At 73.1% G+C, this 16,118-nt stretch carries 12 protein-coding genes and 1 pseudogene; 10 read left to right on the top strand and 3 right to left on the bottom strand.

The window, feature by feature from the left end; genetic code table 11:
* Nucleotides 1–95: 95 nt before the first annotated feature.
* The 5 genes from JAO84_RS01575 (at nucleotide 96) to JAO84_RS01555 (ending at nucleotide 6,586) form a co-directional block, all read left to right on the top strand.
* Nucleotides 96–1,205 carry an NAD(P)H-dependent flavin oxidoreductase gene (locus tag JAO84_RS01575; protein ID WP_370409676.1) on the top strand — a complete coding sequence of 370 codons (1,110 nt, stop codon included), beginning with the start codon at nucleotides 96–98 and terminating at the stop codon, nucleotides 1,203–1,205.
* On the top strand, nucleotides 1,205–2,755 hold the full coding sequence (locus JAO84_RS01570) for an acyl-CoA synthetase (protein WP_370409674.1): 1,551 nt from the start codon (nucleotides 1,205–1,207) through the stop codon (nucleotides 2,753–2,755). The genes JAO84_RS01575 and JAO84_RS01570 overlap by 1 nt, the downstream gene beginning before the upstream one ends.
* 120 nt (nucleotides 2,756–2,875) lie before the next feature.
* Nucleotides 2,876–3,754, top strand: a complete 879-nt coding sequence (locus JAO84_RS01565) for a serine protease (protein WP_370409672.1) — start codon at nucleotides 2,876–2,878, stop codon at nucleotides 3,752–3,754.
* Between the two features lie 88 nt (nucleotides 3,755–3,842).
* Nucleotides 3,843–4,952, top strand: coding sequence for a calcium:proton antiporter (locus JAO84_RS01560; RefSeq protein ID WP_370409670.1), 1,110 nt, complete (start codon nucleotides 3,843–3,845; stop codon nucleotides 4,950–4,952).
* 71 nt (nucleotides 4,953–5,023) lie between these two features.
* Nucleotides 5,024–6,586, top strand: a complete 1,563-nt coding sequence (locus tag JAO84_RS01555) for a fatty acyl-CoA synthetase (RefSeq protein WP_370409669.1) — start codon at nucleotides 5,024–5,026, stop codon at nucleotides 6,584–6,586.
* Here JAO84_RS01555 and JAO84_RS01550 read toward each other — a convergent pair.
* Complete coding sequence (locus JAO84_RS01550; protein WP_370409667.1) at nucleotides 6,565–8,130, bottom strand: protein kinase; 1,566 nt, start codon at nucleotides 8,128–8,130, stop codon at nucleotides 6,565–6,567. The two genes, JAO84_RS01555 and JAO84_RS01550, sit on opposite strands and share 22 nt — an antisense overlap.
* Nucleotides 8,131–8,244: 114 nt before the next feature.
* Entirely contained in the window at nucleotides 8,245–9,534 is a 1,290-nt protein-coding gene (gene paaK, locus JAO84_RS01545) for a phenylacetate--CoA ligase PaaK (protein ID WP_370409665.1), read from the bottom strand.
* A gap of 377 nt (nucleotides 9,535–9,911) precedes the next feature.
* Between paaK and JAO84_RS01540 the strand changes: the two are divergent.
* The 5 genes and pseudogenes from JAO84_RS01540 to JAO84_RS01520 all read left to right on the top strand — a co-directional run.
* Nucleotides 9,912–10,967 (top strand): annotated as a pseudogene (locus tag JAO84_RS01540) (type III polyketide synthase); the annotation flags it as partial.
* A gap of 431 nt (nucleotides 10,968–11,398) precedes the next feature.
* Entirely contained in the window at nucleotides 11,399–12,622 is a 1,224-nt protein-coding gene (locus tag JAO84_RS01535) for a cytochrome P450 (protein WP_370409663.1), read from the top strand.
* A gap of 16 nt (nucleotides 12,623–12,638) precedes the next feature.
* Complete coding sequence (locus JAO84_RS01530) at nucleotides 12,639–13,205, top strand: cupin domain-containing protein (RefSeq protein ID WP_370409661.1); 567 nt, start codon at nucleotides 12,639–12,641, stop codon at nucleotides 13,203–13,205.
* Entirely contained in the window at nucleotides 13,202–14,425 is a 1,224-nt protein-coding gene (locus JAO84_RS01525; protein ID WP_370409659.1) for a cytochrome P450, read from the top strand. Before JAO84_RS01530 ends, JAO84_RS01525 begins: the two co-directional genes overlap by 4 nt.
* Nucleotides 14,426–14,466: 41 nt before the next feature.
* Nucleotides 14,467–15,243, top strand: a complete 777-nt coding sequence (locus JAO84_RS01520; RefSeq protein ID WP_370409657.1) for a GNAT family N-acetyltransferase — start codon at nucleotides 14,467–14,469, stop codon at nucleotides 15,241–15,243.
* Between the two features lie 3 nt (nucleotides 15,244–15,246).
* Here JAO84_RS01520 and JAO84_RS01515 read toward each other — a convergent pair whose 3' ends face one another.
* A complete protein-coding gene (locus tag JAO84_RS01515) occupies nucleotides 15,247–16,113 on the bottom strand; it encodes a pentapeptide repeat-containing protein (protein WP_370409655.1) in 867 nt (288 codons plus the stop codon).
* Nucleotides 16,114–16,118: the final 5 nt, after the last annotated feature.

Genomic DNA, 16,118 nt, shown 5'->3' with positions numbered 1-16,118 from the left:
CAGCCTCTCCCACAGCCCTCCCCGCCGCGAAACAATCTGACACTGCATCAGAAAATCTCTTCCCTCGGTGCGGGAGCTGCGGCATCCTGCCGCCCATGAAGACGGAGCTGAGTCGCACCCTGGGGATCGAGCACGCCATCTTCGGCTTCACGCCCTTCCCCGCAGTGGCCGCCGCCATCACCAGAGCAGGCGGGTTCGGCGTCCTCGGCGCCGTGCGCTACACCGCCCCCGACGACCTCGCCCGCGACCTCGACTGGATGCAGGAGCACACCGACGGCCTGCCGTACGGCCTCGACGTCGTCATGCCCGCGAAGAAGGTGGAGGGCGTGACCGAGGCGGACGTCGAGGCGATGATCCCCGAGGAACACCGCGCGTTCGTCCGCGAGACCCTCGCCAAGCACGGCGTCCCCGAACTCGCCGAGGGCGAGACCTCCGGCTGGCGCATCACCGGCTGGATGGAACAGGTCGCCCGCAGCCAGCTCGACGTCGCCTTCGACTACCCCATCAAGCTCCTCGCCAACGCCCTCGGCTCCCCGCCCGCCGACGTCGTCGCCCGCGCCCACGAGCACGGCGTCCTCGTCGCCGCCCTCGCCGGCAGCGCCCGGCACGCCCGCCACCACGCCGAGGCCGGCATCGACATCGTCGTCGCCCAGGGGTACGAGGCCGGCGGCCACACCGGCGAGATCGCCTCCATGGTCCTCACCCCCGACGTCGTCGACGCCGTCGCCCCGCTGCCCGTGCTCGCCGCCGGCGGCATCGGCAGCGGCGAGCAGATCGCCGCCGGCCTCGCCCTCGGCGCCCAGGGCGTCTGGCTCGGCTCGCTCTGGCTCACCACCACCGAGGCCGAACTCCACTCCCGCGCCCTGACCGAGAAGCTGCTCGCCGCCGGCTCCGGCGACACCGTCCGCTCCCGCGCCCTCACCGGCAAGCCCGCCCGCCAGCTGCGCACCGAGTGGACCGACGCCTGGGACGACCCGGCCGGACCCGGCCCGCTGCCCATGCCGCTGCAGGGCCTGCTCGTCGCCGAGGCGGTCTCCCGGATCCAGAAGTACGAGGTCGCCCCGCTGCTCGGCACTCCGGTCGGCCAGATCGTCGGCCGGATGAACTCCGAGCGCAGCGTGCAGCAGGTCTTCGACGACCTCACCCGCGGCTTCGAGCAGGCCGTCGACCGGATCAACCGCATCGCCGGAAGGAGCGCGCAGTGATGGAGGGGTCTCCCAACGGCTTCTGGGCCCAGGCCGCCGCCGCACCCGACCGGACCGTGATCACCGCTCCGGACGGAGAGCAGTGGTCCGCCGGCCGCCTCCACACCGCCGCCAACCAGCTCGTCCACGGCCTGCGCGCCGCCGGCCTGGAGCGCGGGGACGCCTTCGCCGTCGTCCTGCCCAACGGCATCGAGTTCTTCACCGCCTATCTGGCGGCCAGTCAGGCCGGCTTCTACCTGGTGCCGGTCAACCACCACCTCGTCGGCCCCGAGATCGCCTGGATCGTCGCCGACTCCGGCGCCAAGGTCCTCATCGCCCACGAGCGCTTCGCCGAGGCCGCCGGCGCCGCCGCCGAGGAGGCCGGCCTCCCGGCCGACCACCGCTACGCCGTCGGTACGGTGCCCGGCTTCCGCCCGTACGCCGAACTCCTCGACGGGCGGCCCGGCACCCCGCCCGACGGCCGCACCCTCGGCTGGGTCATGAACTACACCTCCGGCACCACCGGCAGGCCCCGTGGGATCCGCCGCCCGCTGCCCGGCAAGACCCCCGAGGAGACCTATCTCGGCGGCTTCCTCGGCATCTTCGGCATCAAGCCCTTCAACGGCCATGTGCATCTGGTCTGCTCGCCGCTCTACCACACGGCCGTGCTCCAGTTCGCCGGCGCCGCCCTGCACATCGGGCACCCGCTCGTCCTCATGGACAAGTGGACCCCCGAGGAGATGCTGCGGCTCATCGACACCCACCGCTGCACCCACACCCACATGGTGCCCACCCAGTTCCACCGCCTCCTCGCCCTGCCCGAGGAGGTACGGAGCCGGTACGACGTCTCCGCGATGCGCCACGCCATCCACGGCGCCGCGCCCTGCCCCGACCATGTGAAACGCGCCATGATCGACTGGTGGGGGACGTGCGTCGAGGAGTACTACGCGGCCAGCGAGGGCGGCGGCGCCTTCGCGACCGCCGAGGACTGGCTGAAGAAGCCCGGCACCGTCGGCCGCGCCTGGCCCATCAGCGAACTCGCCGTCTTCGACGACGACGGCCGGCGGCTCGGCCCCGGTGAACTCGGCACCGTGTACATGAAGATGAGCACCGGCGGCTTCCGCTATCACAAGGACGAGGCCAAGACGGCGTCGAACCGCATCGGCGACTTCTTCACCGTCGGCGACCTCGGCGTCCTCGACGAGGACGGCTTTCTCTTCCTCCGCGACCGCAAGATCGACATGATCATCTCCGGTGGCGTCAACATCTACCCCGCCGAGATCGAGGCCGCGCTCCTCGCCCATCCCGGCGTCGCCGACGCCGCCGCCTTCGGCATCCCGCACACCGACTGGGGCGAGGAGGTCAAGGCCGTCGTCGAACCCGCCGAGGGCCACGAGGCGGGTCCCGAACTCGCCGCCTCGATCCTCGCCCACTGCGAGGCGCGGCTCGCCGGTTACAAGCGCCCCAAGTCCGTGGACTTCACCGCCCACATGCCGCGCGACCCGAACGGCAAGCTCTACAAGCGCAGGCTGCGCGACCCCTACTGGGAGGGGCGCGAGCGTCCGCTGTGACGGGCGGTCGCTTCCGGCCAACAGGGCACGCGCTCTTGTCAGTCGGGGCAGGGGCTTTCGAGAATGCGCATGACAATCGAAGGATCTTCGGTTGCATCGTCATCAGAGGGGAACCCCCACATGAAGAAGCCTCTCGTCGGTGCCCTGCTCGCCCTGCTCCTCACCGGAGCGGCGGCGGCCCCGGCCATGGCGTCCGCACCCCCGGACACGGTCGCGCAGGCCCCGGCGCCCGCGCCGCGCAGCGCCCCCGCGCAGCCGGCGCTCGCCGCCGTCGACTTCGCCGGCACGGTCGCGCTCAGCAACTGTTCCGGCTCCGTCGTGCGCACGCCCAGCTCCCTGCCGAGCGACCCCGCGCTCGTCCTGTCCAACGGCCACTGCCTGGAGACCGGCTTCCCGGCGCCCGGCCAGGTCGTCATGAACAAGCGCTCCAGCCGCTCGTTCACGCTGCTCAACTCGGCCGGCACCGGCGTCGGCACGCTGCGCGCCAGCAAGATCGCGTACGGCACGATGACCGACACCGACGTCTCGGTCTACCAGCTGACCAAGACGTACGCGCAGATCCAGAGCCAGTACGGGATCGGCGCCCTCACCCTCTCCGACACCCACCCGGTGGCGGGCACGCCGATCACGGTCGTCTCGGGGTACTGGAAGCGGACCTACAGCTGCGACATCGACGGCTTCGTCTACCGCCTCAAGGAGGGCGACTGGACCTGGAAGGACTCGGTCCGCTACACCTCGACCTGCAACACCATCGGCGGCACCTCCGGCTCGCCGGTCATCGACCGCACCACCGGCAAGGTCGTCGCCGTCAACAACACGGGCAACGAGGACGGGCAGCGCTGCACCGTGAACAACCCGTGCGAGGTGGACGAGAACGGCGTCGTGACGGTCCGCCAGGGCATCAACTACGCCCAGGAGACGTACAACATGGTCCCCTGCATCGGCGCGGGCAGCGTGTTCGACCTGAGCCGCCCCGGCTGCGCCCTGCCGAAGCCGTGACGCCGGCCGTGACGCCGCGGGCCTCCGCTCACTGAACTCCACCCCGGACATACGGGGCATTTCAGGCCCTTATGGCAGGATTCGGGCCATGAACGCGAGCATCGCCGGACTGGCCCGGCAGTGGACCACCTGGGGGCCGGTCGTGGCCGCCGTCGGCCTCGCCCTCGGCTGGGGGCGCCACGACCTGCCCGGCTACGCGGTGGTGCTCATCGTCCTCTGCCTCTTCGCCGCCGTCCTCTCGGCCGTGCACCACGCCGAGGTCATCGCACATCGCGTCGGCGAACCCTACGGCTCCCTCGTGCTCGCCGTCGCCGTCACCGTCATCGAGGTCGGACTGATCGTCATGCTGATGATCGGCGGCGGCGACAAGGCCACCAGCTACGCCCGGGACACCGTCTTCGCCGCCGTCATGATCACCTGCAACGGCATCGTCGGCCTGTCCCTGCTCCTCGCCGCGCTGCGCAACCGCACCGCCGTCTTCAACGCCGAGGGCTCCGGCGGCGAGCTCGCCATCGTCTGCACCCTGGCGACCATGACCCTGGTCCTGCCGACCTTCACCACCAGCCACCCCGGCCCCCAGTTCTCGGCCGCCCAGCTGGCCTTCGCGGCCGTCTCCTCGCTGATCCTGTACGGGGTGTTCGTCGCCGTCCAGACCGTCCGGCACCGCGACTACTTCCTCCCCGTGCTCAGGCCCGGCCAGAGCGGCCACCAGCCGGAGTCGGAGCACGCCGCGCCGCCGACCGCCGCCGCCACCTGGTTCAGCCTCGGCCTGCTGATCGTCGCCCTCGTCGCCGTCGTCGGCAACGCCAAGGTCATCTCGCCCACCATCGAGGAGGGAGTGGCCTCGGCCGGCCTCCCCAAGCCCGTCGTCGGCGTCGTCATCGCCCTCATGGTGCTGCTGCCCGAGACCCTCGCCGCGGTCCGCGCCGCCCGCCGCGACCGGATGCAGACCAGCATGAACCTCGCCTACGGCTCCGCCATCGCCAGCATCGGCCTCACCATCCCGTCGATCGCGCTCGCCTCGGTCTGGCTCGACGGCCCGCTCATCCTCGGCCTCGGCCCGCTCCACATGGTGCTGCTCGTGCTGACCGCCGTGGTGAGCGCGCTGACCGTGGTGCCAGGGCGCGCCACCCTCCTCCAGGGCAGCGTCCACCTCTCGATCTTCGCCGCCTTCGTGTTCCTGTCGTTCAGCCCCTGACGGGGGCGCCGCTGCGCGACCGGGTACCGGGTACTTGACCGGCCGCCACCGCCCCCGCAGGATCTGCAGCCATGGAACGAGAGCTGCTCACCCGCACCGTCGACGGCGTGCTGCGCGCGAGCGCCAGCCGCGTCCCCGACCGGACCGCCGTCCGCTACGGCGCCCGCGCCTGGACGTACGCCGAGCTCGACGCCGCCGTCTCGACCGCCGCGGCCCGGCTGCGGGAGGGCGCGCTCGGCGCCCGCCTCGCCGAGGGCGACCGGGTCGCGACGTACGCCCACAACTCCGACGCGTACCTCATCGCCTTCCTCGCCTGCGCCCGGGCCGGCCTGGTGCACGTGCCGGTCAACCACCACCTCACCGGCGACGACCTCGACTATCTGCTGCGCCAGTCCGGCAGTTCGCTCGTCCTCGCCGACCCGGCCCTCGCCGCGCGCGTGCCCGGCGACATCCCCGTACGGGCGCTGCGGGACACCGACGACTCGCTCCTCGCGGCGCTCGCCGACCCCGCGCCGTACGAGACGGAGCGCGACCCCGGCACCCTCGTCCAGCTGCTGTACACCTCCGGCACCACCGCGCTCCCCAAGGGCGCGATGATGACCCACCGGGCCCTGGTGCACGAGTACGCGAGCGCCGTCGCCGCGCTCGACCTGCACGAGGACGACCGGCCCGTACACTCGCTGCCGCTCTACCACTCGGCGCAGATGCACGTCTTCCTGCTGCCCTACCTCGCCGTCGGCGCCGAGAGCACCATCGTCGACGCCCCCGACCCGGCCACCCTCTTCGACCTGACCGAATCCGGCCGCTGCGACAGCCTGTTCGCGCCCCCGACCGTCTGGATCGGCCTCGCCAACCACCCCGAGTTCGCCACCCGCGACCTCACCGCCCTCCGCAAGGCCTACTACGGCGCCTCGATCATGCCCGTCCCCGTCCTGGAGGGCCTGCGCGCCCGGCTGCCCGGACTGCGCTTCTACAACTGCTTCGGCCAGTCCGAGATCGGCCCGCTCGCCACCGTCCTCGGCCCCGACGAGCACGAGGGCCGGATGGACTCCTGCGGCCGCCCGGTCCGCCACGTCGAGGCGCGGATCACCGACGAGGACGGCAAGGACGTCCCCGACGGCACCCCCGGCGAAGTCGTGTACCGCTCCCCGCAGTTGTGCACCGGCTACTGGGACAAGCCCGAGGAGACCGCGGCGGCCTTCCGTGACGGCTGGTTCCGCTCCGGCGACCTCGCGGTGCGCGACGCCGAGGGCTACTTCACGGTCGTCGACCGGGTCAAGGACGTCATCAACTCCGGCGGCGTCCTGGTCGCCTCCCGCCAGGTCGAGGACGCCCTCTACACCCACCCGGCCGTCGCCGAGACCGCCGTCGTCGGCCTCCCCGACCCGCGCTGGATCGAGGCCGTCACCGCCTTCGTCGTCCCCCGCCCCGAGACCGGCGTCACCGAGGCCGAACTCCTCGCCCACGCCCGCGAGAAGCTGGCCCACTTCAAGGCACCGAAGCGGATCGTCCTGGTGGACGCGCTGCCGCGGAACGCGAGCGGGAAGATCCTGAAGCGGGAGCTGCGGGACCGGTTCGGGGCGGGCGACGACGGTGGAGTGGGCGGGGAGGGTCAGGACGGGTCGAAGCAGTAGTCGGCGCGACGGGTCGCGAGGTGCGGCCAGGGCTCCGACATCGTGCCGCAGTCGTCCTCGAACGTGTTGCCGTCCGCGCCGCCGGACGACTCGACCGCGTAGACGACCTTGAGCTGCCGCTTGCCCGGTTCGCAGGACTCCTCCTGCCAGAGAGCGTCCTCGGGGAGGGAGCCGGAGACCCCGGCCGAGATGCTGAGGCAGTCCCTTGCCTTGATGTGCGGTGCGACGCAGACGCCCAGCGTGGCCGACCCTTCGCTCGGCTCGCCGTAGTCGGGGCACTTTCCGTCCGCCCACGGTCCGGTGACGACGGCCAGCGACTCGGACGAGTAACAGGCGACGGCGACCGGCGTCTCGGGCTGGTACGTCCCGGGCGAGGTACGGAGGTTGGACAGACACGTCCCGGTGGCGACCGGCTGGTCGCCGCCACCGCCCGCGTCGTACCACCCCTGCCGGTACGTCACATAGCCGGCCGTCAGCGCGATCACGAGGGCCACCGTGCCCGCCACCGCACCGCGACGCCGCCACCAGGCCCGGCCGGGTGGTGCTGACTCCACGGGCTCCGGCTCCGGGGCCGGCCGCCGCGGTGGCGCCGTCCGCGTCGGGGCCGCCTCCAGCGGCGGCGACGCGGGCGCGTCCACCACCGTCCCCGTATCCACCGGCCGCGGCGGTACGAAGTCCTGGTGGGCCCGGATCGCCGTCGTCCACGCCTCCGGCAGCAGCTCGCCGCCGCCCGGCGGGTCCTCCGCGAAGGCGGCGAGCAGAGCGTGCGGGGTGGGCCGGGCGGCCGGGTCGCGGGCGAGCAACGGCCGGATCAGCGCGGAGAGTTCCGGGGCAAGGCCCGTCAGGTCGGTTTCCGCCTGCTGGACCCGCGCCAGGAGCTGGAAGGCGTCGCTCACCTCCCCGTACGGGGAGCGCCCGGTGGCCAGATGGAGCAGGGTGGCCCCGGTCGCGTACAGATCGGAGGCCGCCGTCGACGACTCGCCGCGGGCCTGCTCGGGCGAGGTGAAGGCGATCGTGCCGAGGGTGAGGGTGGTGCGGGTCAGATCGAGGGCGTGGGAGATGCCGAAGTCGATCAGCCGGGGCCCGGACAGCGGAAGCAGCACGTTCCCGGGCTTCACGTCCCGGTGCACCACGCCCGTGCGGTGCAGATCGGCGAGCGCCTCGGCCAGTCCGGCGGCGATCCAGCGCACCGCCGGCGCGGGCAACGGGCCCGCGTCGCGGACGAGTTCGGCCAGCGAGGGGGCGGGAACGTACTCGGTCGCCATCCACGGCTTCGGGGCCTGCGCGTCGGCGTCCATCACGGAGACCGTGAACACCCCGGTCACCCGGCGGGCAAGCGCCACCTCGCGGGCGAAGCGCCGCCGGTCCGCGTCCTCCGGCACCCCGTCCGCGAGCAGCGTCTTCACCGCCACGAGCCGCCCGCTGACGGTCCGTCCGAGATAGACCCGGCCCATGCCGCCCGAGCCGAGCCGGCCAAGGAGTCGGTACGCGCCCAGCTCCCGCGGATCGTCCCCCCGCAACGGCTCCAGCCGTGGCCCGCCCATGCCGCGCCCCCCGCTCTCCCTGACGGGCGGAGCTCGCAGATGCCCCGCCACCCGCAGACCGTACGCGATCATGCGCACCGGCACGGCCGGTTTCCGGGGGAACGGGTGGCCGGTTCAGTGCTCCCGGCGCAGGTCCACGATCCGCTTGATCTTGCCCACCGAGCGTTCAAGGGTCTCCGGGTCGACCACCTCGACGGCCACCGAGACGCCGATGCCGTCCTTCACGGCCGCGGCGATCGTCCGGGCGGCGTCCGCGCGCTGCTCGGGCGAGGCGTCCGGGCGCGCCTCGGCCCGTACCGTCAGTGCGTCGAGACGGCCCTCCTTGGTCAGCCGGAGCTGGAAGTGCGGCGCCACGGCGGGGGTGCGCAGGACGATCTCCTCGATCTGGGTGGGGAAGAGGTTCACGCCGCGCAGGATGACCATGTCGTCGCTGCGACCGGTGACCTTCTCCATGCGGCGGAAGACCCGGGCGGTGCCGGGCAGCAGCCGGGTCAGGTCGCGGGTGCGGTAGCGCACCACCGGCATGGCCTCCTTGGTGAGCGAGGTGAAGACCAGCTCGCCCTCCGCGCCGTCCGGCAGCACCTCGTCGGTGATCGGGTCGACGATCTCCGGGTAGAAGTGGTCCTCCCAGATGTGCAGTCCGTCCTTGGTCTCCACGCACTCCTGGGCCACGCCCGGGCCCATGACCTCGGACAGGCCGTAGATGTCCACGGCGTCGATGGCGAAGCGCTCCTCGATCTCCCGGCGCATCTCCTCGGTCCACGGCTCGGCGCCGAAGACGCCGACCTTGAGGGAGGTGCCGCGCGGATCGACGCCCTGGCGCTCGAACTCGTCGAGCAGCGTCAGCATGTACGAGGGCGTGATCATGATGACCTCGGGCCGGAGGTCCTGGATCAGCTGGACCTGGCGCGCGGTCATGCCGCCGGACGCCGGGATCACCGTGCAGCCGAGCCGCTCGGCCCCGTAGTGCGCGCCGAGGCCGCCGGTGAACAGCCCGTATCCGTACGCCACGTGCACCTTGTGGCCGGGCCGGGCGCCGGCCGCGCGGAGGGACCGGGCCACCACGTCCGCCCAGGTGTCGAGGTCGCGCTCGGTGTAGCCGACCACGGTGGGCCGTCCGGTGGTGCCGCTGGAGGCGTGGAGGCGGCGGATCTCGGACTGGTCGACGGCGAACATGCCGAAGGGGTACTGCTCGCGCAGATCGGCCTTGACGGTGAACGGGAACCGGGCCAGGTCGGCGAGCGAGCCGCAGTCCTCGGGCCGTACGCCCGCCTTGTCGAAGGACTGCCGGTAGAAGGGCACGTGCTCGTAGACATGGCGCAGGGTCGCGCGCAGCCGCTCCAGCTGGAGGGCCGCCAGCTCGTCGCGTCCGAGCCGCTCGCCGGCGTCCAGCAGATCACTCATGCGCCACTCCCTCGCCTCGGGCCGCGGGCCGCGCGGGCCGTGCCACCGCGCGCCGCCGTGCCACCTGTCGTAAAACGGACTACCGATCATTCGGTTGTTGCGTCCGGGATCAGTTAAACCGGCCGCACCCCGGGCTTGGCAAGGGGGTGGGCCCGGATTTCTCCACTCGTCCGTCCGGCGGGCCGCCCCACCGGGCACGGGAGTTTCTTTCCGCAGGTCACGGCTGTTCGGGGAAGATCACACATTCGGGTGCGATTGCTCCCGGGAGCGCAGGAACGGTGCTGCGCGGGGGAAATCGGACCCGAAGATGATGCCCGTCCGGTCAGGGCGACGCGCCCTACCCACCCACCCCCGGACGAAATGGACCAACGACCGCCATGCCTGTCCTGTGCCGTCCCGCCGTCGCCGTGCCCGAGCACGTGATCACGCAGGAGGAGACCCTCGACCTGGCCCGCACGCTCCACGCGGGCCACCCGTCGCTGCCGCTCGTCCTCCGGCTGATCCGCAACACGGGCGTGGCCCGACGGCATCTGGTGCAGCCCATCGAGCAGACCCTCGCGCACCCCGGGTTCGAGGCCCGCAACGCGCGCTACGAGGCGGAGGCCAAGGCCCGGGTCCCCGGCGTCGTCGCCGAGGCGCTCGGCCACGCCGGACTCGGACCGCGCGACATCGACCTCATCGTCTACGTCTCCTGCACGGGCTTCATGATGCCCTCGCTCACCGCGTGGATGATCAACAACCTGGGCTTCCGCGACGACACCCGCCAACTGCCCATCGCCCAGCTCGGCTGCGCCGCGGGCGGCGCGGCGATCAACCGCGCCCACGACTTCTGCCGCGCCTACCCCGGCGCCAACGCCCTCGTGGTCGCCTGCGAGTTCTGCTCGCTCTGCTACCAGCCCACCGACCTCACCGTCGGAAACCTGCTTTCCAACGGGCTCTTCGGCGACGCCGTCGCCGCGGCCGTCCTGCGCGGCTCCGGGAGTTCCGGCGGCTCTGGAGTCACCGGAATCCGCCTGGAACGCAACGGCTCCCACCTCGTCCCCGGCACCGAGGACTGGATCGCCTACCGGGTCCGCGAGACCGGCTTCCACTTCCTGCTCGACAAGCGGGTCCCCGGCACCATGGAGCAGCTCGCCCCCGCCCTCGTCGAACTCGCCGCCCGGCACGGCCGCGACGCCGGCCGCCAGGACTTCTACCTCGTCCACGCCGGCGGCCCCCGCATCCTCGACGACCTCGGCAAACACCTGGACGTGCCCGCCGACGCCTTCCGCTTCAGCCGGGCCACGCTGACCGAGTACGGCAACATCGCCAGCGCCGTCGTCCTCGACGCCCTCCGCCGCCTCTTCGCCGAGGGCGGCCCGACCCCCGGCGCCACCGGAATCCTCGCCGGCTTCGGCCCCGGCATCACCGCCGAGATCTCCCTCGGCACCTGGACCGGCCCGCGCGCAGGGGACGTGGCGCGGGGGGCGGCGGGGGCGGACGACGGGGTTGGTGCCCCTGGCGGGGCGGGTGGCCCTGGCGGGGCATGCGCCCCGCGAGGAGCGGGTGCCGATCGGGCCCCGGCGCGCCTTGCGGCCGACGGGCACTGCGAGCCGGCGCCGCACGCGGCGCTCGCGCGCGCGGCCTCGGTGCCGGGTGGTGCCGGGGGCGTGGGCGCCCCAGCAAAGCTTGCCGTCGACGCCCCCGGCGACCCGGCGTTGCCCGCCGCCGCAGGGCACCGCACTCCGGCCGCGCGGCACGCCTCCGGCGTTCCCGCCGCCCCGGCGGCCCGCCCCGCCCGTACCGGGGCCCCCGAACCCGTACTGCCCGCTCCCTCCCCTCCCCACCACGACAACCCCGTCCCCACGACCCCGGCGGTGGCCCGATGACGACGACCACGACCCCCGACACCAGCGACGAGCCCCATGTCCACTTCTGGGCCGTCCCCGACCTCACCGGACTCGACTTCGATCCGCTCCTCGCCAAGCTCCTCCATGAGGACCCCGTCACGCGTGTCCGCCTCCCGCACGGGGACGGCCATGCCTGGCTGGTCACCCGGTACGAAGACGTCAAGTTCGTCTCCGTCGACCCGCGGTTCAGCCGGCAGGCCGTGTACGGGCGTTCCATCACCCGGCTCGCCCCGCACTTCATCCCGATGGAGGGCGCCGTCGGGTTCGCCGACCCGCCGGACCACACCCGGATGCGCCGGGTGGTGGCCCGGGCCTTCAGCGCACGGGCGCTGCGCTCGCTGCGCGACCACGCGCAGGAGGTGATGGACCGGCTGCTCGACCGGCTGGAGCGGCACGGTCCGCCGGCCGATCTGATGGAGCTGGTGAACCGGCCCTTCCCGCTCGCCATGGTGAGCGAACTGATGGGCGTCCCCGAGGGCGACCAGCCGCTGATGGCGCACTGGTCCGACACCATCATCTCGGCCGGCGCGGGACGGGAGGCCAGCGAGCAGGCCAAGGCGGAGATGGCCCGCTACTTCACCGAGCTGATCGGCCGCAGCCACGGCACCGGCAAGGAGTTCCTGGCCGCCGTCCTCGCCGACGCGATCGACGAGGACACCCTCGACGAGCAGGAGGCCGTCGGCCTCGCGGTGCTGATCCAGATCGGCGGCGCCCACGCCGTCCGCAACAACAGCGCCAACATGGTCTACGCACTGCTCACCCACCCCGAGCACCTGGCCCGGCTGCGCGCCGAACCCGCCCTGCTGCCGCAGGCCGTCGACGAGCTCCTGCGCTACATCCCGCACCGCAACGCCGTCGGCCTCTCCCGGATCGCCCTGGAGGACGTGGAGGTCGGCGGGACGATCATCCCGGCCGGCGACCCCGTCTACATCTCGTACCTCACCGCCAACCGCGACCCCGAGGTCTTCGCCGACCCGGAGAAACTCGACTTCGACCGCGGCTACAACCCGCACGTCGCCTTCGGCCACGGCCCGCACTACTGCCCCGGCTCCGCGCTCGCCCGCATCGAGTCCGAGATCCTGCTCGACACCCTGTGGACCCGCTTCCCCGACCTCAGGCTCGCCGTCCCCGAGGACCAGATCCGCTGGCAGCGCGGCGCACTCATCCGCGGCCCCGAGACCCTGCCCGTCACCTGGTGAGAGGAACAGAACCGCGATGACCCTCAGCGGCCTCGTCGTGCCCCCGGGAGAGGGCAGAACCCTCGCCACCCCGGCCCAGCACGTCACCTTCAAGGTCACCGGCGAGCACACCCGCACCGCGTCCACCTTCGAAGTGGTCGTCCCACCGGGCTTCGACGTCGGCGCCCACACCCACGGACGCGCCGAGGAGCTGTTCTACCTCCTCGACGGCGAACTCGAAGTCCTCGCCTTCGAACCCGAGGTGCGCACCGCCGACAGCTGGCGCGGCTGGCGGTCCGCCGACGGCAAGCGGGCGGTCCGGGCCACCCCCGGCACGCTCATGCTCGTCCCGCCCGGCTGCCCGCACGCCTTCGCCAACGTGGGCAGCCGCCCCGCCCGGATGCTGTTCCAGGTCGCGCCGCCCACCTACCACGAGACCTACTTCGAGGAACTCATGGAGATCCTGGGCGCGGCCGGCGGCGGCGAGGTCGACCACGCCGCCATCGAACAGCTCCGCATCCGTTACGACATCGAGCAGATCACCCCGCTCCGGCACGACGCGCACGACGCCGGAGCCCGGCCGGAGGCCGCCCCCACCCCATGACCCCAGGCCCTCACGAGCGCACCCACCACGGCCCGGTCGTCCACGACTGGGCCGTGGTCCCGCTGCCCGGCACCGACTTCGACCCCGTGCCGCACCGCCTCCTCCACGAGGAACCCGTCGCCCGCGTCCGCCTCCCGCACGGCGAGGGCCACGCCTGGCTCGTCACCCGCTACGAGGACGTCAAGCTGATCAGCGCCGACCCCCGGATGAGCCGCGCGCTCACCGTCGGCCGGCCGCTGCCCAGCACCACCCCGCACACCCTCGCCCCGGCCGGCGGCGTCGGCCGCGCCGACCCGCCCGAGCACACCCGGCTGCGCAGGCTCATCGCGCCCACCTTCGGCCGCCGCCGCATCGCCGCCCTGCGCGAGCACACCGAACGGCGCGCCCAGGCCTTCCTCCTGGACCTCGTCGAGACAGGCCCGCCCACCGACATCGCCGAGAGCTTCATCGGTCCGCTGTCGGCCGCGGTCGTCGCCGAACTCCTCGGCGTCCCCGCCGCCGACCTCGACCGCGTCCAGACCTGGCGCGCCGGGCTGCTCTCCCACGACACCACCGCCGACGCCGGCGAAGCGGTCAAGCGGGAGATCGCCGGCTACTTCGCCGACCTCGCCCGGCACCGCGCCGACCGCCCCGCCGACGACCTGATCAGCGAACTCGCCGCCGCCCGCGCGGCCGGCGAACTCAGCGGCCCCGAGCTGGTCTCCATGGCGGTGATGCTCACCCTCAACGGCCTCGACGCCGTCCGCAACATCGTCGCCACCATGGTGTACGTGCTCCTCACCCACCCCGACCAGACCGCCAAACTGCGCGCCGAACCCGGCCGGCTGCCCCGCGCCGTCGACGAACTCCTGCGCTACATCCCGCAGCGCAACGGCGTCGGCATGCCCAGGATCGCCACCGCCGACATCGAGGTCGGCGGCGTCACCGTCCGCGCCGGCGAGACCGTCCACGTCTTCTACCCGGCCGCCAACCGCGACCCCGCCGTCTTCACCGACCCCGACCGGCTCGACCTCGCCCGCGACGGCGCCCCGCACCTCGCCTTCGGCCACGGCGCCCACTACTGCGCGGGCGCCCGACTCGCCCGCATGGAGGCCGAGATCATGCTCGGCGCCCTGCTCAGGAGGCTGCCCGGCCTCGCGCTCGCCATTCCGCCCGAACGGATCGCCTGGCGTACCGGCACCGTCAACCGGGGCCCCGACACCCTGCCCGTCACCTGGTAAATCGCTGGCGTCGCAAGCTCCGCCGATGCTGGGGTGGGGCCATGGATCTCGCCGCACTCCGCACCCTCTTCGACCGTCAGCTCCGCCTCGACGCCCGCCCCGACGGGCCCGGCGCCCGGGTGGAGCGGGACGGCCCGGTCGTCCGCCAGACCGGGCCCGCCCACGGCTGGAACGGCATCCTCTGGTCGGACCTCGGCGCGGACGACGCCGACGCGGCCATCGCGGCGCAGATCCGGTACTACGAGGCCGCCGGGCGCTCCTTCGAATGGAAGCTGTACGGACACGACGGCCCCGCCGACCTCGCCGACCGCCTCCGCGCCGCCGGCCTCGTCCCCGAGGACCGGGAGACCGTGATGGTCGCCGAGGCCGCCGCCGTGTCCGCTCCCGTCGACCTCCCCGACGGCGTCGAACTGTGCCCCGTCACCGACGAGGCAGGCGTACGCATGGTGGTGGACGTGCACGACCGGGCCTTCGGCACCGACAGCTCCGACCTCGGCCGCCGCCTGCTCGACCAGCTCGCCGACGCCCCCGGCACCGCCGCCGCGGTCCTCGCCCTCGCCCACGGCGAACCGGTCAGCGCCGCACGCCTCGAACTCCCGCCGGACGCGGACTTCGCCGGACTGTACGGGGGCGGCACCGTCGAGCCCTGGCGCGGCCGCGGCCTCTACCGCGCCCTGGTCGCCCATCGCGCCCGCATCGCCGCCGCCCACGGCTACCGCTACGTCCAGGTCGACGCCCAGGACACCAGCCGCCCGATCCTCGCCCGCCTCGGCTTCGCCGAGCTGACCACGACGACGCCCTACGTGTACGAGGTCTAGCGTCTAGCGCGCCCAGTGCGCGGGGCGCTCGAACCCGTCGGGCAGGCGGGTGGCCGCGTCGCCGCGCGCCGCGTTCAGCTGGGGCTGGGTGAGGAACAGCGCCCCGGTCAGGTCCGCCCCCGACAGGTCGGCGTCCCGCAGGTCCGCGCCGATCAGATCGGCGAGCGACAGATCCGCGCCGGTCAGGTCGGCCGCGATGAGCAACGCGCCGCGCAGGTCCGCGCCCCGCAGCTTCGCCCCGCGCAGCCGCTTCCCGATCAGGTCCGCGCCCCGCCGGTCCTTCGGCCTGCCACCGGCCGCCGCCCGCACCAGCGCGCTGCTCCGCAGCAGCAGCGGATTCACCTCGGCGCGTACGGGGGCCACGTCCAGCTGCTCCAGGGTGGCGGCGTCCGCACCGGTAAGCCCGGTCACCCGGGCGAGCGCCCGGTCGAGGTCGGCGTGCAGCGGGCGGGTGGCGGCCAGGGCGCGGGCCTCGGTGAGGTAGCGCAGCAGCTCGTACAGCTGGCGTACCACCGGGAACACCTCGTACATCTGCCGCGCGGTCTCCGGCGCCTTGCGCCAGGACACGCCGCCGTACACGACCTGGGAGACGTGCTGGCCGGCGCCGAAGCAGTCGTAGACCGTGCAGCCGGGGAAGCCGGAGTCCCGCAGCCGGGTGTGGATGCCGCAGCGGAAGTCGTCCCGGAGGTTGCGGCAGGGCTCGCCCGAGGCCTTGTTCACGGCGAAGTCGTTCGACTTCGCGAAGGGCAGGGCCACACAGCACAGGCCGAAACAGTTCGCGCAGTCGCCGCGCAGCTCGTCGGGGTGCGGCGCGGCCGGGCGGGTCTGGGACACGGGGGAGCGGCTTCCTTCGCAGGTAGGGGCGGACATCCCAC

This window comes from Streptomyces fradiae (assembly GCF_041270065.1).
Lineage (GTDB): Bacteria > Actinomycetota > Actinomycetes > Streptomycetales > Streptomycetaceae > Streptomyces.
This window is presented reverse-complemented; position numbering and strand designations above follow the sequence as displayed.

Coding starts and splice junctions, on each gene's coding strand:
- JAO84_RS01575 (WP_370409676.1), top strand. CDS start 96: ATGAAGACGGAGCTGAGTCGCACCCTGGGGATCGAGCACGCCATCTTC.
- JAO84_RS01570 (WP_370409674.1), top strand. CDS start 1,205: ATGGAGGGGTCTCCCAACGGCTTCTGGGCCCAGGCCGCCGCCGCACCC.
- JAO84_RS01565 (WP_370409672.1), top strand. CDS start 2,876: ATGAAGAAGCCTCTCGTCGGTGCCCTGCTCGCCCTGCTCCTCACCGGA.
- JAO84_RS01560 (WP_370409670.1), top strand. CDS start 3,843: ATGAACGCGAGCATCGCCGGACTGGCCCGGCAGTGGACCACCTGGGGG.
- JAO84_RS01555 (WP_370409669.1), top strand. CDS start 5,024: ATGGAACGAGAGCTGCTCACCCGCACCGTCGACGGCGTGCTGCGCGCG.
- JAO84_RS01550 (WP_370409667.1), bottom strand. CDS start 8,130: ATGGGCGGGCCACGGCTGGAGCCGTTGCGGGGGGACGATCCGCGGGAG.
- paaK (WP_370409665.1), bottom strand. CDS start 9,534: ATGAGTGATCTGCTGGACGCCGGCGAGCGGCTCGGACGCGACGAGCTG.
- JAO84_RS01535 (WP_370409663.1), top strand. CDS start 11,399: ATGACGACGACCACGACCCCCGACACCAGCGACGAGCCCCATGTCCAC.
- JAO84_RS01530 (WP_370409661.1), top strand. CDS start 12,639: ATGACCCTCAGCGGCCTCGTCGTGCCCCCGGGAGAGGGCAGAACCCTC.
- JAO84_RS01525 (WP_370409659.1), top strand. CDS start 13,202: ATGACCCCAGGCCCTCACGAGCGCACCCACCACGGCCCGGTCGTCCAC.
- JAO84_RS01520 (WP_370409657.1), top strand. CDS start 14,467: ATGGATCTCGCCGCACTCCGCACCCTCTTCGACCGTCAGCTCCGCCTC.
- JAO84_RS01515 (WP_370409655.1), bottom strand. CDS start 16,113: ATGTCCGCCCCTACCTGCGAAGGAAGCCGCTCCCCCGTGTCCCAGACC.